The organism is Amycolatopsis saalfeldensis, assembly GCF_900110575.1.
In the GTDB taxonomy this organism is placed as follows: Bacteria; Actinomycetota; Actinomycetes; order Mycobacteriales; family Pseudonocardiaceae; genus Amycolatopsis; species Amycolatopsis saalfeldensis.
Genome location: NZ_FOEF01000007.1, coordinates 181,113 through 205,679, shown reverse-complemented (window position 1 = coordinate 205,679; position 24,567 = coordinate 181,113). Strand labels below are relative to the sequence as shown.

Sequence of the window (24,567 nt, the reverse complement as noted above, 5' to 3'; positions counted from 1 at the left end):
TTCCCCGGCCGGACATTCGGATATTCGGTAAAATTCGGACACTCGATTTAGACCATCCGGGTATTTCGCGCCGCTCCCGGCCAGCCGCCGAGAACCCGGTGGTTTCCTCGTCACGTCCGAAGGAGCAGGTGTGAAGGGCGGTGGGGGATGAGCAATCCGCTGGTCGCGGCGAAGCAGGATTCGACGACGTGGCATTCGGGGATCAACATCATCGACGACGCGGCGTCGGCGTGTGACGGGATCTCGTCGGGCTCTTGGGTCGAGGCGGGGCTGGGGGTCCTGGGGGCGGGGCTGGATGCGCTGACGATGGCGATGAACCCGGTGGGGACGTTGATCTCCTACGGGTTGAACTGGCTGATCGAGCACGTCAAGCCGTTGCAGGACGCGTTGAATCAGCTGGCCGGTGACGGGGATCGGATCGCGTCGTTCGCGCAGACGTGGAAGAACATCGCCACCGCGGTGGACCAGGCTGCGAAGGATCTGTCCACCACGGTCACGCAGGACACGGCGCATTGGCGGGGTCCGGCGGCGGACGCGTATCGGGCGAATCTGAAGGAGAAGATCGATCACCTGGGTGCGGCGTCGATGTGCGCGTCGGCGATCGGCACGGTGGTGGAGGTCGTCGGGGTGATCACCGGCGCGGTGCGGATGCTGGTGCGGGACATGGTCACCCAGGCCGTCGGGGACTTCATCCAGGACGCGTTGGAGGAGGTGTGCTCGCTCGGGCTGGGTACGCCGGTGGTGGTCGCGCAGGTCGTGGAGCAGGTGGCCGCGTGGACGGAGAAGATCGGCGCGGTGGTCAAGAAGCTGATCAATTCGGTGGAGAAGCTGCGGCCGTTGATGAGCAAGCTCGAGGAGATCTTCGCCTCGATCAAGAAGGTCATGGCCGAGCTGCACGGCCATGGGGGCGGGGACGGCACGCATCCGTCCTCCGCCGCGGAGGGCACGCACCCCGGCGCGGCGGAGGGCGGCCACGACGCCGGGCCGGCGGGGCACGGCGACGACACCGGCGGCTCGTTGCGTGACGACGCGGCCAATCCGGGCGACCGCGCGCAAGAGCCGACCGGGCGCTGCGGGCAGAAGGAGCCCGTCGACGCGGCCACCGGCGAGATGTTCATGGTGCAGACGGATCTGGAGCTGCCGGGCGTGCTGCCGTTGGTGCTGCGGCGCACGCACGTGTCGTCCTACCGCTCGGGGCGGCTGTTCGGCCCGTCCTGGTCGTCCACTTTGGACCAGCGGCTGGAGTTCGACGGGCAGGGCGTGTGCTTCGCCGGTCCGGACGGCGTGATCCTGGTCTACCCGGCCCCGCCCGCCGACGGCGCGGGGGTCCTGCCCGCGGTGGGTTCGCGGTGGCCGCTGAGCCGGTCCGCGGACGGGGGTCACGTCCTGCGCCAGCCGGAAACGGGGCGCACGCTGATCTTCCCGCCGGCCGGCGGAGGGCGGGCCGCGCTGGCCGCCATCGTCGACCGCCGGGGCAACCGGATCGACTTCGACCGCGACGCCGACGGCGTGCCCACGGCCGTGCGCCACTCGGGTGGCTACCACGTCGCCGTCGAGAGTGAGCACGGCCGGGTCACCGGGCTCCGCCTCGTGCACGGCCCGGACGAAGACGTCGTGCTGGGCCGGTTCGGTTACGACGGTGTGCGGCTGACCGCCGTGACGAACTCTTCCGGCGAGGCACTGCGCTTCCGTTACGACGCCGCCGGGCGGATCGTCCGCTGGGACGACCGCGTCGGCGAGTGGTACGCCTACGCCTTCGACCACGAAGGCCGGTGCGTGCGGACCGAGGGCGCGGGCGACATGCTGACCGGCACGTTCGAGTACGACACCGCGAACCGGATCACCCGCGAGACCGACTCGCTGGGCAACGTCACCACCTACCACTTCGACGCGTTGCACCAGCTGACCCGCGAGGTGGACCCGCTCGGGCACGAGACCCGGTACGAGTGGGACGGCCTGCGCCGGTTGACCTCCCGCACCGATCCGACCGGCCGGACCACCCGGCACGCCTACGACGACGAGGGCAACCTGGTCACCGTCACCCGCCCGGACGGCAGCCAGAGCTTGGCCGAGTACAACGGCTTCCGGCAGCCGGTGACCGTGGTGCAGCCGGACGGCGGGGTCTGGCGGCGCACCTACGACACGGCCGGCAACCTCACCTCCGCCACAGACCCGGCGGGCGCGACGACCCGGTACGCCTACGACGCGAGGGGCTTCCTCGCCACGGTCACCGATCCCGCCGGCGGCACCAAGGCGATCGAGGCCGACGCCGCGGGCCTGCCGGTGCGGGTCACCGGCCCCGGTGGCGAGGTGAGCACGTGCACCCGGGACCGGTTCGGCCGGATCGCCTCCTTCACCGACGCCGGCGGGGGCACCACCCGGCTCGCCTGGACGGTCGAAGGCAGGCTGCTGTCGCGCACGCTGCCGGGCGGCGCCACCGAGCACTGGCGGTACGACGCGGAAGGCCACCAGGTCGAGCGGGTCGACGCGCTGGGCAGCCGCAGCCGGGTCGAGCACACCCACTTCGGCCTGCCGAAGACCTGCACCGAGGCGGACGGATCACGGCTGGAGTACCAGTACGACACCGAACTGCGCATCGTCGGGGTCCGCAACGCGGCCGGTCTGACCTGGCGCTACGAGTACGACGCGGCCGGGCGGCTGGTCACCGAAACCGACTTCGACGGCCGGGTGCTCCGGTACGAGCGGGACGCCGCGGGCCGGCTCGAACGCCGGACGAACGGCGCCGGCGAGTCCACGGTCTTCCTCCGCGACCGGCTCGCCGCGGTGGTGGAGCGCCGGTCCGCGGACAACGTCACCAGGTTCGCCTACGACGAGATGGGCCGGCTGAGCCGGGCGGTCAACCGCGACGCGGAGGTGGTCTTCGAACGGGACGCGCTCGGCCGGGTGCTGGCCGAGACCGTCAACGGCCACACGGTCCGCTCGGAGTTCGACGCCGCGGGCCGGCGGGTCGCCCGCACCACGGCGACCGGGCTGCGCAGCGTCTGGGAGTACGACGCGAGTCACCGGCCGACGGCCCTGCACACCGGCGCGCGGGTGCTGAGCTTCGGGTACGACCAGGCGGGCCACGAGATCGAGCGGCTGGTCGACACCGGCGCGATCCTGGCGCAGGCCTGGGACACCGACCACCGGCTCGTCTCCCAGACACTGTCCACTGTGGCCGGTGGCTCGCCCCGGCCGCGGGCGGTGCAGCGGCGGGACTACCACTACCGGCCCGACGGCCTGCTGACCGGGATCGAAGACCAGGTGGCGGGGCCGAGCCGGTTCGAGCTCGACCCGGCCGGCCGGGTCACCGGGGTGGCGGCCCCCGGCTGGGCGGAGCAGTACGCGTACGGGCCGACCGGCGGCCTCACCGCGTCGGCCGGGCCCGGCGAGGCACCCGCCCGCCGGGAGTTCGCGGGCACCCTGCTGCGCTCGGCGGGCGGGCTGCGGTACCGCCACGACGCACAGGGCCGGGTCGTCCTGCGCCAGCGCAAGCGGCTGTCCGCCAAGCCCGCCACCTGGCACTACCGCTGGGACTCCGAGGACCATCTGGTCGGCGTCACCACGCCCGACGGGGCCCGGTGGCGCTACCGCTACGACCCGCTCGGGCGGCGGATCGCCAAGCAGCGCCTCGGTTCCGACGGCGTTCGCGTGACCGAGCAGGTCGACTTCGTCTGGGACGGCGCCACGCTCGCCGAGCAGGTGCGCAACGGGACCGCCGCGACCACCTGGGACTGGGCGCCCGGCGGGCAGCGGCCGGTCGGCCAGACCCATCGCGACCGCGAGCAGGAGTGGGTCGACCGGCAGTTCTACTCGATCGTCACCGACCTGGTCGGCGCGGCGGCCGAGCTGGTCGACGAGCACGGGGACCTGGCCTGGCGCCGGCAGGGCACGCTGTGGGGCGAGGAGCTCTTCCGGCCGGCGGACCGCGCGAGCACCCCGTTGCGCTTCCCCGGCCAGTACTTCGACGCGGAAACGGGCCTGCATTACAACTACCACCGCTACTACGATCCGGCGGCCGGGCAGTACCTGTCGCACGATCCGCTCGGCCTCGCGCCGTCACCGAACACCCAGGGGTACGTGCCCAACCCGACCGGCTGGATCGACCCGCTGGGCCTGGAGGGCTGCACCTTCGCCAACCAGAAGCCGGAGGACCTCGACGCGGAGCGGGAAGTGATGCGCCGCAACGGGGTCACGCCGACAACGCCCGGCACCCCCGAGTTCGACGCGATGCTCAGCTCGGGTGACGGGCAGCTGAAGTGGGTGGTCACCGACAGCGGGGAGCTGCGGGTCGCCCCGCACACCGTGAACGGCGACGAGATCAGCCACGCCGCCATCGCGGACGGCAGCCGCGTCCGGGCGGCCGGCCAGGCGAACGTCGCGGGCAGTTCCGGCGGTTACTTCGGCCTGGACATCGACAATCACAGCGGTCACTACTTCCACGGCGTGGCGCACAACGGGGACGCGGTGGTCCAGGAGGGCGTGGACGCGTTCGGCCGCTACGGTGTGCCCGACACGTGGGAAAGGAGCACCGTCGGTGGAGGCTGACGAACTCGACGCGCTCAGGTTCGAGGACCCGGCGGCCCGGCGTACCGGCCTGCTGGCGCTGCGGCCGCCGGCGGCCGACACGAACTGGTGGCTCGGCGTGGTCCAGCACGTGACGTTGCGGGCGACCGGGCCCGGAACGCCCGACGGTGAGCGGCGGGCGTGGGCGGAGCTGGCCGTGGCGGCGCTGGAAACCGCGCTCGAGACCGGTGGGCTGGACGGCCGTGAGGTGGCGACGCGGGAGGCCGGGCTGTCCCTCGCGTTGCCCGCCGGTGTCCGCCCGGAGGGCCTCCGGCCGGACCGCGTGGCCCGGCGTTGCCTCGACCTGGCCGGGATGACGCCGGCCGAAGCCGCCGGGACGCGCTGGTCGCTGCGGGCCGAGGACGTCCCGGTGATGCGCAGGCTGCGCCGCGTCCGCATCATGGTGGCGCCCGCGCTCGCCCTGTCGTCACAGCTCGAGGACGAAGAACTCCGCCGCGAACTCGACGAGTGGGAGACCGTTGTGCCCACCCTGCCGTGACCGGGGCCGCGAAACCCCGGCCGTCTCCTTCGCCTTGGGCTTGGCCGGCCAGATCGCGAAGATCGTGATCACCTTGCCCGGCGACCGCGGAAAGACCACGAACCCGCCCGGCGGCGGCCACTTTGGTGGATCGGACCGCTCCGGAAGTTGCGGCGGGCCACGGCGGCAGGCCGGCGCCGGGCGGGCGCCGAACCTGCTAATCCTTTGTGGACAGGCCGGGCGCCGGAAGGAGATGCGCGGGCAGGGCCGGGGCCCCGGCGGGACGAGGCGCTCGGCGCCGGGTGGGAGACGCATCGGCCGGCGGTGTTCGGGGCCCACCGCCTGCTGGGCAGCGTGGCCGACGCCGAGGACGTGCCCCACGACGTGTGGCTGCGGGCGGACGGCCCGGACGCGGTGTACGTGACCGACGGTGGCGGCAAGATCGCCGCGGCGCGCAAGCCCGTGCTGGTGTGCTACCGAGAGGGCCGCGTTTATTCGGTCGGTACGGTGGAGTTCGCCGGCGGCCTGATCACCGCGTACGGCCGGGTGCTTAACCCCGAGAAGCGTGCCCGGGCACGAGCTGTCGGGCGTCGTGGCCGAGCTGGGGTACGGCACCACCGGGGCTGACCGTCGGGCAGCGGGTGTTCGGCCTGGCCGGCTCGCGGTGCAGCTCGCCCGCGAGCTCGGCGCTCGGGTCGTCGGCACCGGCCGGGCCGCCGGCCGGGACCGCGCGCTCGCCCTCGGCGGGCACACCTTCCTGGGCCTGGACAGCGAAAACCCCGAAGACGCCGGTGAGGCCGACCTCGTGATCGGCGGGCCGATCCTCGACCCTGCTGGGGCGCGCCCGCGGCATACTGGTCACCATCGCGGAGCCGCCCCGGATCCAGCCGCGCGGCGGGCGAGCCGTCTTCTTCGTCGTCGAGGCCGACCGCGCCCAGCTCACCGGCATCGCCGCCCGCGTACGCGACGGCCGGTCGAAGCCCTCCGTCCGCCCGCTCGCCGACGCGCGCGCCGCGTTCAGCCCCGGCAAGCGGACTCCGGGCAACACGATCATCCGCGTCACCGAAGACTGACGGGAAGCCCGCTGCAGCAAGGGGCCGCTGCGGCAGCCGTTCACCGCTGGGCGAGCAATTCCAGCTGCACCAACGGTAACGCGCCAGCGGCCACCAGCCGGTACGCCGCGTAGGAGGCCGTCGAGGGCAGCAGGAACGGCCGGGTCTGCCCGTCCCAGCGGAACTCCTCGGCGGCCCGGCGGTCGAGGGCGCGCCACTCGCCGTCGTCGCCGCGGCCCTCGAGGCGCCACGCGAAGACGCCCGCCTCGGCGACGGTCACGGTGTAGAGCGTCGTGGCCTCGGCTTGATCGAAGGTGTAGCCGATCTCGTCACCGGCGCCGAGCCGGGTGGTCGTCTCACCGACGTCGTCGAACGCCGGGTGGGGGCCGGGGCTAGTCAGGTCCAGCCGGATCCGGGGAGCCTCGCCGGGTGGGGTCAGCGAGGCCGGAATGCTTGCGGCAGCCCAGTTCGTCGGCTCGGGCGAGAGCGTGACGACGAGTTCGGCCCCGTCGCTGAGCCGCCGGCGGGGGACCGAGATCTCGTTCCACTCCGCACCGTCGATCGTCACGCCCGCGATGTAGTCGCCGCCCGGGTCGCCGATCGTGCGGACGGTCAGCGTCTTCCCTCCGGGCAGCGCGACGTCCGCCCGAGGGAACAGCGGCGTGGTGAGGACGAACTCGTCGCTCGCGGGCACCAGCGGGTACAGGCCCAGCGCGGCGAACAGGTACCAGGCCGACATCTCGCCGTTGTCCTCGTCGCCGGGGTAGCCCTGGCCGATCTCCGAGCCGAGGAACAGCCGGCGCAGCGCCTCCCGCACGATCCGCTGGGTTTTGTGGTGGGCGCCGGTGAACGCGTACATGAACGGGATGTGGTGGGCGGGCTGGTTGGACAGGCCGAGCATGCCCATCCGGACGTCGCGGGCCTCCGCCATCTCGTGGATGGTGATGGCGTAGGTGCCCTTGAACTCCGCGCGGCCGGTTTCGGGCGTGGCGAAGAACTCGTCGAGCGCCCGTTCCAGCGCTTCCGGGCCGCCGTACAGGGTGGTCAGGCCGGCACCGTCGTGCGGCGCGGTGAACGCCGTGCCCCACCCGTTGGTCTCGGTGTAGTCGCCGCCCCACACCCGCGGGTCGTAGTCGCCCGGTTCGGGGACCCGCCACCCGCCGTCCGGGTTCCGGCCCTGGAAGAACCCGATCCGCCGGTCGAAGACCGTGGCGTACCGCGCGGCGCGGGCGGTGTAGTACTCGGCGTCGGCGGCCAGCTCCGAGTGCCGGGGGTTCTCGGCGGGCAGCCGCGAAGCCAGCAGCCGGGCCATCTTCGCGATCCCGCTGTCGTTGATGGCCGCGTCGAGCGTCCACGACATGCCTTCGGCGACCGTGGTGTCGGTGAACCCGCGGTACGTCTGCGAGCGCACGCCTTTGCGCCCCACCAGCGGGGTGGGGGCGGCCACGGTGGCGTTGCGCAGCGCGGAATCGTAGGCGGCCAGCGGGTCCAGGCCGGGCAGCCCGGCGGCCAGCGCGCCGGCGAAGATGACGTCGGTGGTGGTACCGGTCATGTTGTCGATCGGCCCGGGCGCGCTCCACCGGCTGGTCCAGCCGGCGTCGCGGTAGTGCTGGAGGAAGCCGTCGAGCAGGCGCCCGGCGTCCTCGGGCCGCAGCAGCGTGAGCGCGGGCCAGACGGTCCGGTAGGTGTCCCAGAAGCCGTGGTTGGCGCTCAGCCGCCCGGGCTCGATCCGGCAGCCGGTTTCCGTTGCGGTGTCGGGCTTTGCCGACGGCGGGAACGGGCTGGCGTAACGCGGCCCGTCCGGCGTCTCCTCCTGGGCTTCGTTGGGATAGAGGAAAAGCCGGTACAGATTGGAGTAGAGGGTGGTCAGCTGGTCCTCGGCCGCGCCTTCGACCCGGACCTGACCGAGCCGCCCGGCCCAGGCCTCGTGCGCCCGCGCGGCCACGGCGTCGAAACCGTCCGGGCCGAGGTCTGCCAGCAGGTTCGCCTCGGCCTGCGCGAGGCCCAGGAACGAGGTGCCCAGCCGGACCGTGACCGTGCGGTCCGGCCCGAGGCCGAGGTGGACGGACCCGCGCGGGCCGTCGGCGTGCGCGGCGAGGACCGGCCGGTCGAGCGTGGCGTGCACGAACATCCGGGGACTGTCGTCGGTGCCGTCCGTGAACGCGCGCACCACCGCGCCGGACGGCCCCGGCTCGGGCAGGGTCAGCCCGCCGGGGCCGTCCGCCTGGTCGAAGATCAGCGAGCCGCGCTCTTGCGGGAAGCGGAAGCGCAGCACGAGGGAGAACCGGGCCGCGGTCAGCTCGGCGTGGATGCCGCCGTCGAGCACCACGGCGTACCGGTGCGGCCGGTCCGACTCGCTCGCGCGGTCGAACCCGAGCGCCCGCACCGCCCGGTCCAGCTCCGGGGCCGCCGCGAGCGCCGGGAACACCTGGAAGACGCCGCGGTCGCGGATCCACGGGCTGGGGATGTGGGAGGTGGCGAAGGCCTGCAACGCGGGACGTCCGTCGTCACGGTTGTGGGCCGCGTAGGTGTAGGTCCACTCGACCGAAGCCGCGTCGGTCATCGGCGCGCCGAACACCGCGCCGTGCGGCACCGCGACCAGTGGCACGGTGTTGCCGCGGGAGTACTCGAACGCCGAGTGGCTGCCCCGGGTCGTGCGGACCCGGTCGACCGGGTCGAGCGGCGGCGCCGGGGCCGGGCGGACGGCGACCGCGTTCACGTACCCGGTCAGGGCCGAGCCCCCGGACTGGACCACGATCCGGACCTCGGCCCGCACGACCCGGCGCCCGGCAGCCGCGGCGAGGCGCACCCGTTTGAAGGTCCATTGGTCTGCCGCAACGGTTTTCGAGGCGTACTGCGCCGCCGGATCATGGCGTGCCCCGTGCTGGTCGGACACCGCCAGATCGCTCAGCCGGGTCCCGTCGCCGAAAACGAGGTCGACGATCACCGCGGTCGCCCCGTAACCGTCGCGGATGTCCTCGCGCGAGCGGTCCAGCACCGGGAAGACCGCGTATTCGAGCACGTCGGCCGCCTCGACGACCGCGCGCTCCAGCGGCAGCTCGGCGACGAAGACGGCGCCGGCCGCAGCCCCGTCGATCCGGTACTCGTGGACGGGGGAGACGTCGAGGCCCTGGCCCGCCCGTCCGGCCGGTGCGTGCGCGGGCCCCGCGGCTGTGGTGAGCGTGAAGCGGTTCATGCCGGGCGCACATCCAGGTGAACGTCGGAGTATTCGCCGGCGAGCACGTCGGCGATGGCGATGGGCCGGCCGAGGGCGGCGGACACGTACACGGCTCGGACGAAAGCCAGTGACCGCAGGGCATCCTGGACGGTGACGGCGGGTTCGGTGCCGGTGGCGACGGCGCGCGCGATGTCGTCGTACTGGCGCCGGTGGCCGAGGACGAAGTCGTCTTCACGGCGGGGTCCGGCGGGTGTGTCGTCGAAGCCGACTTCGGCCTCGGCCTGGTTCCCGGTGAGGGCGCCGCCGGTCACACTCCCGGCACCGGCCGGGCCGCTTCCGGTTGTGTGGCTGTGGAAGTACTCGAGGCGGTCGTTGTCGATGACGGCGGATCCGCGGGTGCCGTGGACCTGGATCCGGGTGGTCAGCCCGGGGTAGGCGGCGGTGGTGGCGAGGAGGACGGCGAGGGCGCCGGATTCGAACCGCACGGTCGCGGCCACCGTGTCCTCGACTTCGATGCGGTCGTGGGCGAGCAGCCCCGCGGTCGCCTGCACCTCGACCGGGCGGCCGAGGAACCACAGCAGCAGGTCGGCGGTGTGGACGCCCTGGTTCATCAGCGCGCCGCCGCCGTCGAGCTGCCAGGTGCCGCGCCAGGCGCCGCCGTCGTAGTACGCCTGGTCCCGCCACCACGCGACCGAGGCGACCGCGGAGGTCACCGTGCCGAACCGGCCGTCCTGGACCGCGCGGGCGACCGCGGCACTGGCCGGGTCGAACCGATGCTGGCTGATCACCGTGACGACCCGGCCCGCGGCTTGTTCGGCCAGTGCCGCGAAGTCCGCCGCCCGCGCGACGCTGACGTCGAGGGGTTTCTCGATCACCACGTGCGTCCCCGCCTCGACGGCTTGCCGGGCCAGCTCGAGATGGGTGCCGCTCGGGGTGCAGATCACCACCAGGTCAGGGTTCTGCTCCCGGAGCGCGTCCGCCAGTCCGGTGTAGGCGACCGTCGACGGGTGGTCGGCGATCAGGCGGGCGGTGTTGCCGGTGACCGGGTCGACGGCCGCCACCAAGGTGAACGCGGGGTGCTCGGCGATCACCCGGGCGTGGTTGCGGCCGATGACGCCGCAGCCGGCGAGGGCGACCCGGATCGTGCCGGTCATGCGAGTTCCACCCCGAGCCGGTCGGTGATGCCGCGCAAGGCCCGGGCGGCCCGGCCGAACGCGGCGGGCCCGGAGAACCCGCCGGTGGCGTGGGCTGCGGAGAGGTGGGGTTCGAGGGAGATGAAGCCCTGATAGCCGTCGTCCCGTAGCGCGGTCAGGGTTTCGACCACCTCGCCGTCGCCTTCGCCCGCGGCGACGACCCGGCCGTCGGCGGCGAGGGCGTCTTTGATCTGCAGGTAGTCCAGGTAGGGCCGCAGGCGGGCGTAGGCGTCGGTGAACGGGCGGGCCCCGACCTGCACGAAGTTCGCGGCGTCCCACGCCACCCGCAGGTGCTCGGAGCCGACCGACTCGACCAGGTCCACGACCCGGTCCGGGGTGTCGCCGTAGATGTCCTTCTCGTTCTCGTGCAGCAACACCACGTCCTCCCGCTCGGCGAGGGCGGCCATGGCCCGTAACCGCACCAGGACCTCGTCGCGCATGCCCGCCGGGTCGCGTCCTTCCTGGTAGAAGGAGAACATCCGGATGAAACGGGTCGAGAACACCCGCGCCAGCTCGATCGCGGTGCCCAGGCGGGTCACCTCGGCCTCGACCGGGAGGTCGAGCGAGACCTTCCCCAGGGGCGAGGCGATGGCGGAGACCCTGAACCCGCGTTCGTCCAGCAGCTTCCGCAAGGCGGTCCGCTGCTGCGCGTCCAAAGCCAGCACGCCGGTGCCCCAAGCGCCACGCAACTCCAGATGCCGGGCGCCCAGCGCCTCCAGCACCGCGAGCTGCACCACCGGATCCGCGTCGATCTCGTCACCGAAACCCGACAACACCCACGTCGGAGCGGCCATCACCCGAAACCTCCTGCACTCAAGCCACCGACCGGGTGGCGCCGGGACTGCGAGGTCCCGCCATCCTCGCAGGAACGAGAAGATCGCCGCGACCTGTCCCGGCCACCGGAACTGTCCACAGTGGCCGGTCACTCCAGCGGGTGCTCCTCGAGCCACGTCGCCGCGCGGCGCGCCGAGGCGCGTGACAACCACGCTTCCTGGACCACCTCCGCCACCTCCTGCCGGCTCAGCTCACCGATCCGGCCGGCGCGCAGCAGCACGGACAGGTGCCCGTCGAAGTGCGGGGTGGTGAAGAACGGCGACCCCTCGTCCTGGACCATCGCCTGCTTGTCGGCCTCGGACCCGACCCAGAAGACGATCACGTCCGGGTAGCGCTCGCCGGTGTCCGGATCGACCGCGTCCGGCCGCGGGTTGCGGAAGAAGATGAACGACTTCCCGCCGACCTGGTAGACCGGATTGTCCCCGGAGCCGCGCTCGACGGTGGTGTGCGGCATGGCCAGCGCGAGCTCGTGGACGTCCTCGACCCGGGCGGGGCGGCTCTTCTTGTCCGGCATCGGCCCAGCGTAGGCAGGGCCGGGCGGAATCGTCGACGGCGGCGGGGCGCACTTCGCCCGAACCACCGATGCGCCGGCGAATCCCGAGCGCTCGACGGTGGTGTGGGGATAACGGACCCGGTGGGTTCGCCGGTGCTTGTGCACCGGTCCGCCACGCGGTAAATTTGTCCAGACCAATCCGCCAGCTGGTCGCTTCTCGACCGTTCGGTTTCCACCGGGCCGGTGGCGGGATGGCGTCTCCTGCCGGGCCGGCACGTCGTATCCCCGCTTCGAATGACTGTGAGGTCGGTAATGACGTACTTCCGCCGTGTTTCCGTGCTGTCCGGGCTCGTCCTGGCCGGCGCGCTGATCACCGCCCCGCTGGCCACAGCCGGCACCGAGCCGTCCCAGGTCGTGCAGCCGCTGGACTGCACCCAGCAGAGCATCCTGGCCGGCGACCACCTGAGCGACGTGCAGATCGCGCAGTACGCGCGCAACGCGAACCTGCACGGAAACGGCCTGGTCATCTCCATCGCGGTCGCGCTGGCCGAAAGCCAGGGCTGGACGCAGGCGGTGCTGATCAACACCGACTGCAGCCACGACCGCGGCGTCTGGCAGATCAGCAACCGCTGGCACCCGGAGGTGTCCGACGGCCAGGCGTTCGACCCCGCCGGCTGCGCGCAGGCCGCGTACAACATCTCCTCGGGCGGCACCAACTGGCAGCCGTGGACGACCTACCTCAACGGCGCCTACCAGCAGTACATGTCCCGCGCCCAGACCGCCGCCAACCAGGTCGGCGGCTGAGCACAAGACGCGCAGCGGAGCCCGGCGTGGTCACGAGCCACGCCGGGACCCGCACCTCGGTCGACGTTGCAGAAACCTTGCACCGGCACACGGCAAGGTTTCTGCAGGCTGCTTTCGGCACTGTCGTCCCCGGAGGCCGGGCAGGCCGCCCGGTCGAGGGAACGGAAGGCAATGATCGACAATGATGCGGAAGACCGTGGTTGCGCTACTCGGCGCGCTGCTCCTGGCCGGGCGGCCGGCACCGCGCAGGCGGCACCGCCGGCGGCGAACCCGGCGGTGCCCAGGTTGTAGAACCCGCAGTAGTACAGGTTGAGCTGGGCGCCGGTGTAGTTGTAACCGTCGTTCAGGCAGACGTCGCCGCTCGGGCAGGGCCGCCGCCGGCGCCGCGGCACGGGAAGCGGACCGGTCCGGGACCGTCCATCCACCTGGGCGCCGGGAACTGGAACGACCACACCTCGTCCTACCGCAACAACCAGACCGGCCACGCGACCGCGGTGTTCTCGAACTGGAACGGCAGCGCGTTCGTCACGGTCCGGACCTCGACCGCCGTCGAGAACCAGCCCAACCTGTCCAGCCTGCACATCGACAACATCATCGACGGGGTGCAGGTCTGCTAGTAACCAACCGGAACCCGGTGTGGTGGGAGGGATTCGTCCTTCCCGTGCCGGTTTGCGGGCAACCGTCCGCCTCCTCCGCGCGTGTCGGTATCGGATCGGCCGCAGCGGCGGCCGCCGGCACACAGGGGGTGAGCCTTTTGGGCTCCGGAAGATCGACGCTGCCCGCGAGAGCGGGCGTCCTCGCCGTCACCGCGGCACTGCTCACGGCCGGGACGGCGCTGCTCGCGTCGCCGGCCGACGCGACCGTCATCACGTCGGTCCAGTCGACGTCTTGGTCCTACACCGACTCGGCCCAGCCGAGGAAGAGCTTCGTCGATCCGGCCGGTGACGCGCCGATCGGCGCGAAAGTCACGGCCGATCACCAGAAGCACGTTTCGAAGTCCTACTTCACCTTCGACCTCTCCGGTCTGCGCGGCGCGAAGGTGATTTCCGCGGAGCTGTCCGGAAAAGAGACCGCGGTCGCCGACTGCTCGGCGCCGCGCGGCACCGAGCTGTGGGTGACGGCCCCGGCGAAAAACCCGCCGACGTGGGACAACCAGCCCCGGGAGCTGAGCAAGGTGCCCGGCCCCGGCAGCCTCGACGCCTGCCCGTCGGACTACCTCGACTGGGACGCCGCGCCGGCCCTGCAGCAGGCGATCGACGCCGGCCGCACCTCGCTGACGATGGTCCTGCGCCTGCCGGACGACCAGCAGCACAACCCGCGTTTCGGCCGCGCCTACCGGCCGATGCTGTACCTCAGCATCCAGAAGAACCAGCCGCCGGTGACGCCCAGCGCGCTGAAGACCGGCACGCACGCCTGCGCGGAAGCCCCGCTCGTCCGCCATGGCGAGTCCACGATGTCGGCGGCCGTCAGCGACCCGGACGACCCGGACTTCTCGGCCGAGTTCGCCTGGTGGCCGGTGGACCACCCCGACCAGCGGGCCACCGGCACACGGGGCGTCTACAGCACCACCACCTCGTACGACCCCGATGCGCAGCTGGCGGACGGCGTCACCTACGCGTGGCAGGTCCGCGCGTATGACTCGCTGGCCACGAGCGCGTGGAGCGAGACCTGCCGGTTCACCACCGACTTCACCGCGCCGGCCACGGCCCCGGTGATCACCTCGGCCGACTACACGTACGAGGGGCCCGGAAAGGGTGGCACCGGCATCCCCGGCGACTTCACCCTCGACGCCCGCGGGGACACCCAGATCGCCGGCTTCCAGTGGAATGTCGGCGACCGGGACAGCGGCTACGTCGCGGCCGACCGGCCCGGCGGCAAGGCCACGGTCCGGTTCGCCCCGCGCACCGACGGGCCGATGAGCATGGTCGCGTCCGGAGTGGACGTCGCGGGCAACCGCGGCCCGTCGGGCGAGTACTGGTTCCTCGTGGCCCACAACGGTCCTTCGATGGCGTGCACGCCGGCCCAGGCCTACCTCGGCGAGACCCGGCAGTGCCAGTTCAGCCCCTACGGCGACAACGGCGCCACCGAGTACCTCTACCAGATCGACAACGGGCCCGAGACCACCGTGCCCGCGGGCCCGGACGGCACCGCCACGATCACGGTCACGCCGACGGACGCCGCGAAGCGCTACGACGTCAGCGTGCGGGCGCGGATGACCAACGGAAACCTGTCCAGCGCCGGCTACAGCCAGATCCCGATCGACCGGGGCCTGCCCGTGGTCGACGTGCCCGGTGGCGTCATGACCGCCCACCCCGCCGTCTTCACGCTGCACGCCACGCTGCCGGGCTCGGTCTCCTTCACCTACGACTGGGACTACGGCGACCCGGTGACGATCCCGGTGGGGCCGGACGGCACCGCCCAGGTCACCATCGTCCCGGCTCAGGTGGGCCAGCACTGGCTGCGTGTCCACACGACGACCGGGGCCGGACTGGTGTCGGCGACGAACGAGGTCAACATCGTGGCCGACACGAACGGTCCGACGATCACCAGCGTCGAGTACCCGAAGTGGTCCGTCGGGGCGTACGTCACGACGCCGGGCACGTTCACCTTCTCGTCACCGATCCCGGGCGCGGTGAGCTACACCTACCGTTACCGCGGTGGGGACCCGGTCACCGTGCCCGCCGGCCCGGACGGGACGGCGAGTGCCGTGCTGACCCCGCTCACCGTCGATTCGCAGTACCTGAACGCCACCACCACGTTCGCCGACGGCACGGTGTCGGAAGCCGGGTACTACTCGTTCTCGCCTCGCTCGGCGGCCCCGCCGCTGACCTGTGACGCGACCGGGGACGTCCGGCCCGGCCAGGTGATCCACTGCACGGTCACCCCGGTCCAGCCGGGCCTCGCCTCTTACGGGTACGTCGTGGAGACAGCCAGCGGACCCGGTCCGGACGTGACCGTCCGGCCCGGGGCCGACGGCGCGGGGGCGTTCGAGGTCACGGTGCCGGCGGACCAGACGCAGTACGTGCTTTCCGTCCGGGCTTGGAGCGCCAACGCGGCCGGGCAGCGCACGGACACCTCGTACGCCGGTTTCTGGGTCCCCGCGGGGACTTCCGTCAGCCGCGGCACCGCAGCGATCTGACCGTGACGGCCACCGCGGCAGCCCGCCGCGGTGGCCGTCCGGCCGGGGGAAGTCCTTGTCAGGCCAGGAGTTCCTGCAGTTCGAGGACCGCGCGGGTCAGCTCGTCGGCGAAGCGGCGCATCTCTGCCGAGACGTGTTGCGGGGTGCTGAGGTAGATGTTCCAGCGGTCCGGCAGCAGCACGTACGCGACGCCGATGCACTGCGGGCTGGTCGAGCCGAACCCGAAGTACTGGATGCTGACCGACGGCGCGGAGCTGGTGCTCAGGTAGTCGTCACGCGACTTCAGCCAGCCGGGCGAGGAGTACAGCGCCGGCGTTTCGGTGTCACCGCGGCGTTTCCCGATCAGCTGTAGCTCCCACAGGTGCTGCTCCGGCGCGTCCCCGGCCTGGCATTCCTTCGCGCGGGCGACGTGTTTCGCGGCGGCTGCGCGGAAGGCTTCGCGCTTCTCGTCCGGGGAAGCCGTTTCGTCGGTCATGAGGTCGGCGAAGCGCACGACTTCGGGCGTCACCACCCGCATCGCCTCGGTGCGGCCGTTCTGGAACTGCCGGGTGGCGATCGATTCGTACGTCGCGCCGGTCAGGCCCTTCGCCCGGCGGTGCGCCAGCTGGTACGCCATCTGCGCGAACGCGTCGGGCGACATCTTGAGTTCCTTCGCCCGGTTCGCGCCGAAGTCGAAGGACAACGTCTGCGTCGCCGTCGCGTCCGCGTACGCCTTGAAGGCGGCCCCGGCCGCTTGCGCGTCTTCGCGGAGCGCGTCGGTCAGCTCGAACTGGACCACCTCGTAGCCGGGAACGCCGGAAGCCGGCTCGCGTGTCGCCGGCGATCCGTTCAGCACGGCGTCGGTGAAGCCGAGGATCGTGGTGCCGTCGAGTTCGCAGTGCTCGACGTTGATCCCCGCGGTGCCGTCCGCGAACACGATGAACGACACGGCCTTGTCGAACCAGCGGTTGCCGCTGTCCCCGTGCAGCAGCCGGTCGCCGGCTTCGAGCGCGGTCGACGGCGTGAAGTCGTCCAGGCACAGGCAGAACAGCGCGGTCTCGATGGTTTCCAGCGCTTCGCCGTTCCCCGCCTCGAGAAGGGCGGCCCGCGAGGCCGCCCACTCCGCGCGGGCCTTCGTCGTGAAGTGCCCGGCGGCGATGTCGGTGACGTGGTCGTCCTTGAGGATCGCGCGCAGCCCGTCGGCGAGCTGCCCGGGGGAGTACGGGCGGCCGTCCTCGTCGAGCACGTCCATCCGGTACGGGGTGTTCTGGTGGAACACGACGATGTGCCGTTCGTGCGAAGGCCCTTCCCAGCCTTCGCGGTACGGCGTGCGCGCGGTGTCCAGCTCCACGCCGGGGATCCGCGTGGCCGAGAACAGGAACTTGTGCTGCACCATGGACTGCGGCGCACCCCGCACGAGCACGGGCGGCACCAGTTCGCCGTCGAGCCGCAGCTTGTAGTCGACGGCGGCCGCGGCCAGCTCGGCCGCGCGCTCCGCCTGGCCCAGCGGGGACTCCCGGAACAGGAAGAAGAAGTTGGCGTTGAGCGCGATCCGGTCCCGGCGGCCGAGGTAGCGGTACGGCCAGAACGTGTCGAGCCAGCTGCGCACGCCGGGCGAGCGGTCGTACTCCTCCAGCGCCGCCTGCAGCCCGTGCGCCGGGCTGTCCGGGGCGAGGAACCCGGCGACCGCGGCTTCGGTCTCGGCCAGCTCTGCCGCGGTCAGCAGCGGCGCGCACCACTCGAGGAAGCGGCGGCCGCTGGCCTCCAGGGTGGGGACGGGGACCCGGGGGAGCCGGTCGTCGTTGCCGAAGGTGCGGGTGGACCATTCCGGACTGCTCACGGTTTTCCTTCTCGGTCGAGGGTGAAAAGGGCCCGGTGACCTAATCCAGCAGCTCGTCGCCCCGGCCGGTGCGCCCGCCGAGGTGAACGGGCAGGACCCGGCCGAACAGCTGCCTGGTCCGTTCCGTGCTGCCGACGACCCCCGGGCGCTCGCTGTAGGCGAAGATAGCGGAGTGGCGCGCGACGGCGCCTTCCACCGTGCTGACCCGGTGCAAGGCGAAGCGTCCCTTGAACAGCTGAAGATCGCCCGGGCGGAGCTTGAGGCGGCGCACCGGATGGGTGCCGTCTTCCCGGAGCACCGCCCGGACCGCCGGGAAGTTCTCGTCGGCCGCGGACCGGATGTTGGGGCAGTACTCGAAGGTCCCGCCCTCGGCGGCGGCCTGGGTGAGCAGGCTGACGGTGTGGGTGTTGGTGTCGAAGTGCCACGGGTGCGCCCGGCCGGGGGCGATGACGTTGAGCGTCAGCCCGGAGAGCGGGTCGGCGAGCTCGTGCAGCCGCGGCCGGCCGAAGCAGTCGGCGACGAACCGCTGGAACAGCGGGCTGGTGTAGAGCCGGCTGATCAGCGACGACGCCGGGACGTGGTCCCGCGCCACGAAGGCGTTGCCGCGCTCCATGATCGTCCGGCCCGGGTGGTCTTCGGGCAGGGGCTCGCCGATGGCGGTGTTGTAGGCGTTGACCTTTTCGATCTTGGTGTAGGCGTGGGGCTCGAGCGCGGCGCACTCGGCGCGCAGCACCTCGTGCAGCTCGGGCCGGATGAAGTGCGCCAGGACGCTGCAGCCGACGTCGGCCAGCTCCGCGCGGGTGCGTTCGACGGTCTCCCGCCAGGCCGGGCTGCCCGGCTCGGTGAGCGGGTAGCGGCCGGTGTCGACCATCTCCAGTGAGGCCACGGAGGTGCTCATCGAAGTCCTCTCGGCAGGTGAAGCCTCGGCGCTTGCCCTGGACGTGAGGAAAAGAGGTAGCACAGAACCCCGCTGCTCAACCGTCGGTTTGTGAGCGGTGACACAAAGTCATCAGGAGCCTTTACTGGCGCGGCTCAGGCAGCCCGGCGGTGCGGGGCCAGGCTCGGGGCCTCGCGGTAGAACCCGGCGATCATCGCGTCGGTGCTGGGCGGGTTGAACGGCTGCCCGAGCGTGCGCATGATCGAGTTCTCGCTGGGCCGGTACATCCCGGTCTGGCAGTAGCGGGAGCCCTCGTAGGCGCCGACGGTGCCGCCGTCCGGTGACGGCCGGCCGAGGTACTGGTACCACTTCGCCTGCTGGTCGCGCATCTGGGCCTCGGTCAGCGAGGTCGCGTTCGGCTCGGACGGCTCGCTCGGGTCGCAGGTGCCGTAGTCGTATTCGTCGGCCAGCCCGCCGATGGAATGGCCCAGCTCGTGCTGGACGATCTGGCTCGAGGCGGCGTTGCCGCCCGAGGACGTCGCGACCTCGCCGCCGGAGCCGCCGTACTTGGTGCTGTTGGCCAGCACCAGGATCTGGTCCACGTCCGGTGCGGCCGCGGCGTACTGCTTCGCCTTGGTCTCGTCGACGCAGAGCAGCCGTTCGGTGTTGCCGCACCAGAAGTACGAGCCCAGCGCGGTGTTGCGCTGGATGCCCTGGTCCGGATCGTTGCTGACGCCCGAATCCTGCGAGACGACGTTGACCTGCCAGATGTTGAACTGCTTGCGGTAGCTCTTGTACGGCTCGATCGAGAACAACTGGTCGATGCTGGATTTGACGTGCTCGGAATAGGTGGACATCTCGTCGGCGGTGTAGCCGTCGCCGACCACGACGAGGTCGAAAGTGGTGTCGCTGGGGCCGTTCTGCTCGATCGGGACCACGTCGGCCGGGCGCGCGATCCGGGCGGCGGCCCGGTCCGACGCGGGCCGGGTCACCGTCACCCGGTGAATGCTGCCGCCGGGCTCGAAGACCTCCATCGAGGTGGTGAAGCCGGAAGCCGCCGGCGCGGCGGGGGCGGTACTGAGTGCGAGCGCGCCGCTCAGCGCGACCGCGAGACAGGCTCGTCGCATGGGGACTCCTTGCGGGGACGGGAGGAGAGCCCTTCCACGATCCCGACTTTCGGCGGCTTCCGGGACATCCCAAGCGGCCATAAGGTCGGTGTAATGGAGGTGGAGCTACGGCACCTGCGGATCCTGTGCGCGGTGGCCGAAGCGGGCAGCATTTCCCGCGCCGCGGCCGGAATCGGCAGCAGCCAGCCGGCCTTGACCGCCTCGGTGCAGCGCATCGAACGCGTCTTCGGGGGAAAGCTGTTCGTCCGCGGCATCCGCGGGGTGGTGCCGACCGAATTCGGCGAATGCGTGCTCTCCCGCGCGCGGACCGTGCTGTCCGCGGCGGACACGATGCACCGGGACGCGTCGCGGTGGCTGGTGGACGGCGCCGAACGGCCGGTCGCGCTCGGCGGCATCGGGTCCTCGCTGGTGGTCGAGCTGGCCGACCGGATCGGGCACCCGGCGGTCTCGGTGACCACGGAGTTCTCGCCGCGGCGGCTGCTCGATCTGCTGGCCGCCGGGGAACTCGACGCCGCGGTGGTGGCCGACTACCCCGGCCACGAGCTGCGCCCGGCGCCGGGGGTGACGCTGCGCCCGCTGGGCGTGCAGCCGGTGTTCGTCGCACTCGCCGCCGGCCATCCGGCGGCCGCCGCCGCGGAGGTCGACCTGGCCGGGCTCGGCGGCGAGCGGTGGGTGCTCGGCCCCTCGGACGGCGCCGGCTGGCCGGAATGCTTCGAGGAGGCTTGCGCGTCAGCCGGATTCCGGCCGTTGGTCGCGCACCGGAGCACCGAACTGCGGGCGCTGCAACGGCTGATCGCGGCCGGCCGGGCGATCTCGCCCTGCCAGGTCACTTTCCCCGCGACCCCGGAGATCGCGATCCGGCCGCTGGCCGGGGATCCACTGTGGATGCGTTACCTCATCGCGTGGCGGGCCGGCGGCGTCTTCGGCGGCGAACCGGGCGCGTTGATCGAAGCGGCCGACGCCGCGTACCGCGTCGACACCGACAGCAGCCCCAGCCACCGGGAGTGGTTGCGCGCCCGTCAGGCCTTTCGGTGATTAAAGCAGTCGATTGACTTAACGTCGGTGCGCGGCCATGCTGGGCGGCAGCAGACATTCACCGACAAGGAGTTCGTGATGGCGCAGAGCAACACCGGCCAGTCGCCCCGGTTCCCGTTCATCTCGGACGCCGCGCTCGAGCCGCCCGCCGAGTGGGCCGAGCTGCGCGCCGAGCGCCCGGTGACGCCGGTGACGCTCGCCAGCGGCGACGAGGCCGCCCTGCTCACCCGTTACGACGACGTCAAGAGCCTGCTGTCCGACCCGCGGTTCACGCGGCCGGGCCCCGGCGACAACGCGGCGCGGGTCGCCGACACCGAGTCGGGCGGGGTGTTCAACAGCGAGATGGCGTCGGTCATGCCCCAGTACGGCGCGCCGCACCTGAAGTGGCGGCGGCGGGTCGGCAAGTGGTTCACCGCCAAGCGGATGAACGCCCTGCGGCCCGGCATGGCGGCGATGGCCGAGCAGCTGATCGACGAGATGGTGGCCAAGGGCGCGCCCGGCGACCTCAAGTCCGGCGTCGCGTTCCCGCTGCCGGTCTGGGTCATCTGCGACATGCTCGGCGTCCCGGACACCGATCGTGACCGGTTCGCCCACTGGTCGGACGTGATGCTCAGCATGACGCGCTACACCCAGGAGGAGTTCGACGCGGCGCAGCGGGAGTTCGGCCGGTACATGGGCGGGCACATCGCGGCGAAGCGGGCGGAACCGGGTGAAGACATCCTCAGCGCGCTGATCGTCGACACCGGCAACGACGGCGAGCGCTGGTCCGACGCGCTGCTGTCCGCCACCGGCATCGGCCTGCTGATCGCCGGGCACGAGACCACCGCCAACATGATCGCCAAGATGGTCGCGATGCTGCTCGCGGACCGGAGCCGCTGGGAGCGGCTGCTGGCCGACCCGTCGCTGGTGCGCACGGCGGTCGAGGAGTCCCTGCGGGCGGACGCCAACGCCGGCGTCGGCATGATGCGTTACCTCAGCGAGGACTTCGAGGTCGCCGGGACCGTTTTGCCGGCCGGGACCAGCGCGATGTGCAGCATGGCCGCGGCCAACCGCGACGAGCGCGCGTTCGCGGACGCGTCCGGAATGGACCTGGGCCGCAGCCCGAACCCGCACCTCGCGTTCGGCGCCGGCGCCCACGCCTGCCTCGGCCAGCCCCTGGCCCGCACCGAGCTGCAGGTGGTCCTGGAAGTGCTGCTGCGCAAGCTGCCCGCCCTGGACCTCGCCGTCGCGCCCGCCGAGCTGCGCCGGATCGAAGGCCTGGCCGTCGGCGGGTTGCGGGAGCTGCCCGTGCGCTGGTGACGGCGGTCCGCCGATGTGTCCGTTGTGGACGGTCAGTACTGAGCCTCTACTGCTCCGGGTCGAGCCGCAGGGTGGTCGCCATGGCTGTGTCGGTCACCATGGAGCCCGCGCCCTGCCCGTACTTGGCGCGGTGACCGGCGCGTCGCCGATGTCCTCGATGGTGACGTCGGCTTCCAGTCCCGGCACACGGATGCGGGCCCGCCGTTCGCGCAGGGCCTGGCCGTACCAGCCGGTGTCCCGCCGGACCGCGATGTCCAGCTCCCCGGCCGCCTCGCCCGAGCCGCCGCTCGACCTCCAGGGCCGCGGCAACCACGGCTTCGCGGTCGGTCACGTCCAGCGGCAGAGCCAACGCGATTCCACCGCTTTCGCCGATCCGCTCCGCCAGCCCGTCAAGACGGCCTTCGCGCCGCCCGGCAACGGCAACGCGCCCGGCGAGCGAAGTGGCGGTGATGACCTTCGACAAGGCCAGCGCCGGACCGGCCGGAATCCACGGCGACCGAACAGTCCAGGCCACCGGCGGTGTTCGCGGTGGAATTCAGCCCGGCTGTGTCGAACCGGCCAGCGAAGGTTCGGGGTTTTCAGCTTCCGCTGTGCGCTCGGCTGTTGTCTCCGTCTCGCCGCCGAATCGTTTGCGCAGTTCGCTGAGGATGGCGGCGATCTGGCCGAGTTCGGTGAGCGCGGCCTGGTGGGTGGTGCGGATGATGGTGGCTTCCTCTTCCGCCCGGGAGACGATGAGCTGGGCCTCCTGTTCGGCGGCGCGTTCGGTCTCCGCGCGGGCGGTGTCCGCGTCGGCGGCTGTTTTCTCTGCTGCCGCAAGGATTTTCCCGCTCTCTTCGCGGGCTTGCTCCTTGATCGCATCGGCCTCGGACTTGGCCACTTCGAGGATTTTCTCGATCCGCCGCCCCAGGCCGCGGGCCGGGTCCGCTTCCCCGGCCCGGGGTGTGGGGACCTGCGCTTTGGCCAGCTTGCGCTCGGCCATCCGGCGGGCCTTCTCGTGCCGATCCAGCCGCTTCTCCGCGACCCGCACGTATTCGTCCACCTGCCGGCGATCGTAGCCACGCAGGACGACGGGGAACCGGACGTCGGACTCCGGCGCTGCCTCGGATTCGGAAACCACGTTCTCCATGGGCTGAGTGTCGGCAACCGCGCGAAGACCGGCAAACCGAAACCCGATGGTGGGGCGACAAGCGCACTTTCGGTGGAACCCTGACCCGATTCATGTGTTACAGTCACGACTGTAATCAGTGACTGGAGGGGCACGTGGTCGACGATCAGCGAGCGCGGGACTGGGTGGAGCAGGTTTCGGCCTTCTTCGCGCGCCAGGAGGGGTTGCCGCCGATCACCGGACGCATCCTGGGCTGGCTGATGATCTGCGAGCCGGCCGGGCAGTCCGCGGCGGACATCGCCGCCGGGATCAAGGCGAGCCGGGCGTCGATGACCACGAACATCCGCTCGCTGACGGCGACCGGGCTGGTGCGCCGCTACACGCGGGCCGGTGACCGTACCGCGTACTACCAGCTCGACGACCAGGCCTGGGAAACGGCGATACGCCGGCGCATCGAAGGGATGAGCGCCTTCGAGGACGTGCTCCAGGACGGCTTGGCCCTGATGGGCCCCGACACCGACCGCGCCTCCCGGCTACGCGCCGCGCAGGAGGTCTACCGCTGGGTCGGATCGCTGCTGCGGGACCCGAAACCCGCCCGGCCCGGAAACGGAGGGCCCCGATGACCGAACAGGTCCGCCTGAGCCAGGAGAAGGAAACCCTTCTGATGGCGCTCTACCTGCGGGCGCTGGACAACCGGCGCGAGACCCCGATCCTCGGCGACCCCTACGCCCAGGAGGTCATCGACCGGATCGACTACGACTTCGCCAAGCTGGGCAGCCTCAAGGGGAACACGCCCCTCATCGCGGCCCGGGCCCGCCAGTTCGACGCCTGGACCGAAGAGTTCCTCGCCGCCCACCCTGGCGGGCTGGTGCTGCACCTGGCCTGCGGACTGGACAGCCGGCCGTTGCGGATCGCGCGACCGGCCTCGGCCCAGTGGATCGACGTGGACTATCCCGACGTCATCGAATTGCGCGAACGCCTGTACGGGCCGATCGACGGCGTGCGCAACCTGGGGTCCTCGGTCACCGGATCCGCGTGGTGGGAGGAGGTTCCGACCGGCCGGCCCGCGCTGATTCTCGCCGAAGGACTGCTGATGTACCTCGCCGCCGAGGACGTCGATCGGCTGGTCGATCGGGCGCTGGAGCACTTCACCGCCGGCTCGCTCGTCTTCGACGGCGTCGCCCCGTGGGTGAAGACGATCGCGAGGCTGCAACCGTCGATTCGCCGCGCCGACACCGGATTCCGCTCGGCGACGCCCGCACCCGCCGCCTTCACCGAGGCTCATCCGCCGTTACGGCTGACTGATCAGCGATCGGCGGTCGAGCTGATCGGCCGGTACCAGGCGAACGCCGTGACCCGGTCGATCACCCGGGCGCTCGCCCGCGTGCCCCCGGCCCGCGACGCCATGCGATTCATGCGCTACAGCTTCACCCGGGGTTGAGCCCGCGAGGCGGGTGGCCCGCGCGCGGCCTGCTGGGGGTCAGGGGCGCGCGGGCCCGGCCGTGCCCGGCGCCGGGGGACAAGCGGCCCGGTCCGGGGTCGGGGCCTCGAGATCCAGGAAACCAGAA

The 24,567-nt window shown here is 71.9% G+C and carries 19 protein-coding genes; 9 read left to right on the top strand and 10 right to left on the bottom strand.

Going from position 1 to position 24,567, the window contains the following annotated elements:
• The first annotated feature begins 147 nt into the window (after positions 1 to 147).
• Both BMY97_RS18370 and BMY97_RS18365 read left to right on the top strand, forming a co-directional pair.
• On the top strand, positions 148 to 4,548 hold the full coding sequence (locus tag BMY97_RS18370; protein ID WP_143086225.1) for a DUF6531 domain-containing protein: 4,401 nt from the start codon (positions 148 to 150) through the stop codon (positions 4,546 to 4,548).
• Positions 4,538 to 5,065, top strand: coding sequence for a hypothetical protein (locus BMY97_RS18365; protein ID WP_091618084.1), 528 nt, complete (start codon positions 4,538 to 4,540; stop codon positions 5,063 to 5,065). The genes BMY97_RS18370 and BMY97_RS18365 overlap by 11 nt, the downstream gene beginning before the upstream one ends.
• 529 nt (positions 5,066 to 5,594) lie before the next feature.
• Here BMY97_RS18365 and BMY97_RS18355 read toward each other — a convergent pair.
• The 5 genes from BMY97_RS18355 to BMY97_RS18335 all read right to left on the bottom strand — a co-directional run bounded on the left by BMY97_RS18355 (position 5,595) and on the right by BMY97_RS18335 (position 11,815).
• A complete protein-coding gene (locus BMY97_RS18355) occupies positions 5,595 to 6,098 on the bottom strand; it encodes a hypothetical protein (RefSeq protein ID WP_143086224.1) in 504 nt (167 codons plus the stop codon).
• A gap of 59 nt (positions 6,099 to 6,157) precedes the next feature.
• The gene (locus BMY97_RS18350; protein WP_091618082.1) at positions 6,158 to 9,292 is read right to left on the bottom strand and encodes a GH92 family glycosyl hydrolase; all 3,135 of its coding nucleotides are present in this window, start codon (positions 9,290 to 9,292) and stop codon (positions 6,158 to 6,160) included.
• Positions 9,289 to 10,428: a Gfo/Idh/MocA family protein gene (locus BMY97_RS18345; protein WP_091618081.1), complete on the bottom strand. Its 1,140-nt coding sequence runs from the start codon at positions 10,426 to 10,428 to the stop codon at positions 9,289 to 9,291. Before BMY97_RS18345 ends, BMY97_RS18350 begins: the two co-directional genes overlap by 4 nt.
• Entirely contained in the window at positions 10,425 to 11,261 is an 837-nt protein-coding gene (locus BMY97_RS18340) for a sugar phosphate isomerase/epimerase family protein (protein ID WP_091618080.1), read from the bottom strand. Before BMY97_RS18340 ends, BMY97_RS18345 begins: the two co-directional genes overlap by 4 nt.
• A 128-nt stretch (positions 11,262 to 11,389) precedes the next feature.
• Positions 11,390 to 11,815, bottom strand: coding sequence for an MmcQ/YjbR family DNA-binding protein (locus BMY97_RS18335; RefSeq protein WP_091618079.1), 426 nt, complete (start codon positions 11,813 to 11,815; stop codon positions 11,390 to 11,392).
• 291 nt (positions 11,816 to 12,106) lie between these two features.
• On the opposite strand from BMY97_RS18335, the gene BMY97_RS18330 reads away from it, so the two are divergent.
• From BMY97_RS18330 to BMY97_RS18325, 3 genes are all read left to right on the top strand, one after another.
• Complete coding sequence (locus tag BMY97_RS18330) at positions 12,107 to 12,598, top strand: transglycosylase SLT domain-containing protein (RefSeq protein ID WP_091618078.1); 492 nt, start codon at positions 12,107 to 12,109, stop codon at positions 12,596 to 12,598.
• 494 nt (positions 12,599 to 13,092) lie between these two features.
• Positions 13,093 to 13,215, top strand: a complete 123-nt coding sequence (locus BMY97_RS49150; RefSeq protein ID WP_281246907.1) for a hypothetical protein — start codon at positions 13,093 to 13,095, stop codon at positions 13,213 to 13,215.
• 137 nt (positions 13,216 to 13,352) lie between these two features.
• Positions 13,353 to 15,737, top strand: a complete 2,385-nt coding sequence (locus BMY97_RS18325) for a hypothetical protein (RefSeq protein WP_091618077.1) — start codon at positions 13,353 to 13,355, stop codon at positions 15,735 to 15,737.
• Between the two features lie 58 nt (positions 15,738 to 15,795).
• Here the strand turns inward: BMY97_RS18325 and BMY97_RS18320 are convergent, their stop codons facing one another.
• The 3 genes from BMY97_RS18320 to BMY97_RS18310 all read right to left on the bottom strand — a co-directional run bounded on the left by BMY97_RS18320 (position 15,796) and on the right by BMY97_RS18310 (position 19,560).
• On the bottom strand, positions 15,796 to 17,556 hold the full coding sequence (locus BMY97_RS18320) for a choline/carnitine O-acyltransferase (RefSeq protein WP_091618076.1): 1,761 nt from the start codon (positions 17,554 to 17,556) through the stop codon (positions 15,796 to 15,798).
• 40 nt (positions 17,557 to 17,596) lie between these two features.
• A complete protein-coding gene (locus BMY97_RS18315; RefSeq protein ID WP_091618075.1) occupies positions 17,597 to 18,454 on the bottom strand; it encodes a HalD/BesD family halogenase in 858 nt (285 codons plus the stop codon).
• A gap of 134 nt (positions 18,455 to 18,588) precedes the next feature.
• Positions 18,589 to 19,560, bottom strand: coding sequence for a M64 family metallopeptidase (locus BMY97_RS18310; protein WP_091618074.1), 972 nt, complete (start codon positions 19,558 to 19,560; stop codon positions 18,589 to 18,591).
• A gap of 93 nt (positions 19,561 to 19,653) precedes the next feature.
• On the opposite strand from BMY97_RS18310, the gene BMY97_RS18305 reads away from it, so the two are divergent.
• Together BMY97_RS18305 and BMY97_RS18300 are read left to right on the top strand one after the other, a co-directional pair.
• Positions 19,654 to 20,595, top strand: a complete 942-nt coding sequence (locus tag BMY97_RS18305; protein ID WP_091618073.1) for a LysR family transcriptional regulator — start codon at positions 19,654 to 19,656, stop codon at positions 20,593 to 20,595.
• Positions 20,596 to 20,673: 78 nt separating this feature from the next.
• Complete coding sequence (locus BMY97_RS18300) at positions 20,674 to 21,894, top strand: cytochrome P450 (protein ID WP_177231414.1); 1,221 nt, start codon at positions 20,674 to 20,676, stop codon at positions 21,892 to 21,894.
• A 93-nt stretch (positions 21,895 to 21,987) separates the two neighbouring features.
• Here the strand turns inward: BMY97_RS18300 and BMY97_RS18295 are convergent, their stop codons facing one another.
• Both BMY97_RS18295 and BMY97_RS18290 read right to left on the bottom strand, forming a co-directional pair.
• Positions 21,988 to 22,203 carry a DUF2255 family protein gene (locus BMY97_RS18295; protein WP_177231413.1) on the bottom strand — a complete coding sequence of 72 codons (216 nt, stop codon included), beginning with the start codon at positions 22,201 to 22,203 and terminating at the stop codon, positions 21,988 to 21,990.
• A gap of 226 nt (positions 22,204 to 22,429) precedes the next feature.
• Complete coding sequence (locus tag BMY97_RS18290; RefSeq protein ID WP_143086223.1) at positions 22,430 to 23,020, bottom strand: DivIVA domain-containing protein; 591 nt, start codon at positions 23,018 to 23,020, stop codon at positions 22,430 to 22,432.
• Between the two features lie 134 nt (positions 23,021 to 23,154).
• Here BMY97_RS18290 and BMY97_RS18285 point away from each other — a divergent pair, with 134 nt between their 5' ends.
• Both BMY97_RS18285 and BMY97_RS18280 read left to right on the top strand, forming a co-directional pair.
• Positions 23,155 to 23,622, top strand: a complete 468-nt coding sequence (locus BMY97_RS18285; protein WP_218156806.1) for a GbsR/MarR family transcriptional regulator — start codon at positions 23,155 to 23,157, stop codon at positions 23,620 to 23,622.
• Entirely contained in the window at positions 23,619 to 24,440 is an 822-nt protein-coding gene (locus tag BMY97_RS18280; protein WP_091618071.1) for a class I SAM-dependent methyltransferase, read from the top strand. The genes BMY97_RS18285 and BMY97_RS18280 overlap by 4 nt, the downstream gene beginning before the upstream one ends.
• Positions 24,441 to 24,567: the final 127 nt, after the last annotated feature.

What these genes read in the sequence shown, in the direction of transcription:
- BMY97_RS18315 (WP_091618075.1), bottom strand. Translation starts at nt 18,454, where the DNA reads ATGAGCACCTCCGTGGCCTCACTGGAGATGGTCGACACCGGCCGCTAC.
- BMY97_RS18335 (WP_091618079.1), bottom strand. Translation starts at nt 11,815, where the DNA reads ATGCCGGACAAGAAGAGCCGCCCCGCCCGGGTCGAGGACGTCCACGAG.
- BMY97_RS18345 (WP_091618081.1), bottom strand. Translation starts at nt 10,428, where the DNA reads ATGACCGGCACGATCCGGGTCGCCCTCGCCGGCTGCGGCGTCATCGGC.
- BMY97_RS18310 (WP_091618074.1), bottom strand. Translation starts at nt 19,560, where the DNA reads ATGCGACGAGCCTGTCTCGCGGTCGCGCTGAGCGGCGCGCTCGCACTC.
- BMY97_RS18350 (WP_091618082.1), bottom strand. Translation starts at nt 9,292, where the DNA reads ATGAACCGCTTCACGCTCACCACAGCCGCGGGGCCCGCGCACGCACCG.
- BMY97_RS18340 (WP_091618080.1), bottom strand. Translation starts at nt 11,261, where the DNA reads ATGGCCGCTCCGACGTGGGTGTTGTCGGGTTTCGGTGACGAGATCGAC.
- BMY97_RS18355 (WP_143086224.1), bottom strand. Translation starts at nt 6,098, where the DNA reads ATGATCGTGTTGCCCGGAGTCCGCTTGCCGGGGCTGAACGCGGCGCGC.
- BMY97_RS18290 (WP_143086223.1), bottom strand. Translation starts at nt 23,020, where the DNA reads ATGGAGAACGTGGTTTCCGAATCCGAGGCAGCGCCGGAGTCCGACGTC.
- BMY97_RS18370 (WP_143086225.1), top strand. Translation starts at nt 148, where the DNA reads ATGAGCAATCCGCTGGTCGCGGCGAAGCAGGATTCGACGACGTGGCAT.
- BMY97_RS18280 (WP_091618071.1), top strand. Translation starts at nt 23,619, where the DNA reads ATGACCGAACAGGTCCGCCTGAGCCAGGAGAAGGAAACCCTTCTGATG.
- BMY97_RS18305 (WP_091618073.1), top strand. Translation starts at nt 19,654, where the DNA reads ATGGAGGTGGAGCTACGGCACCTGCGGATCCTGTGCGCGGTGGCCGAA.
- BMY97_RS18330 (WP_091618078.1), top strand. Translation starts at nt 12,107, where the DNA reads ATGACGTACTTCCGCCGTGTTTCCGTGCTGTCCGGGCTCGTCCTGGCC.
- BMY97_RS18300 (WP_177231414.1), top strand. Translation starts at nt 20,674, where the DNA reads ATGGCGCAGAGCAACACCGGCCAGTCGCCCCGGTTCCCGTTCATCTCG.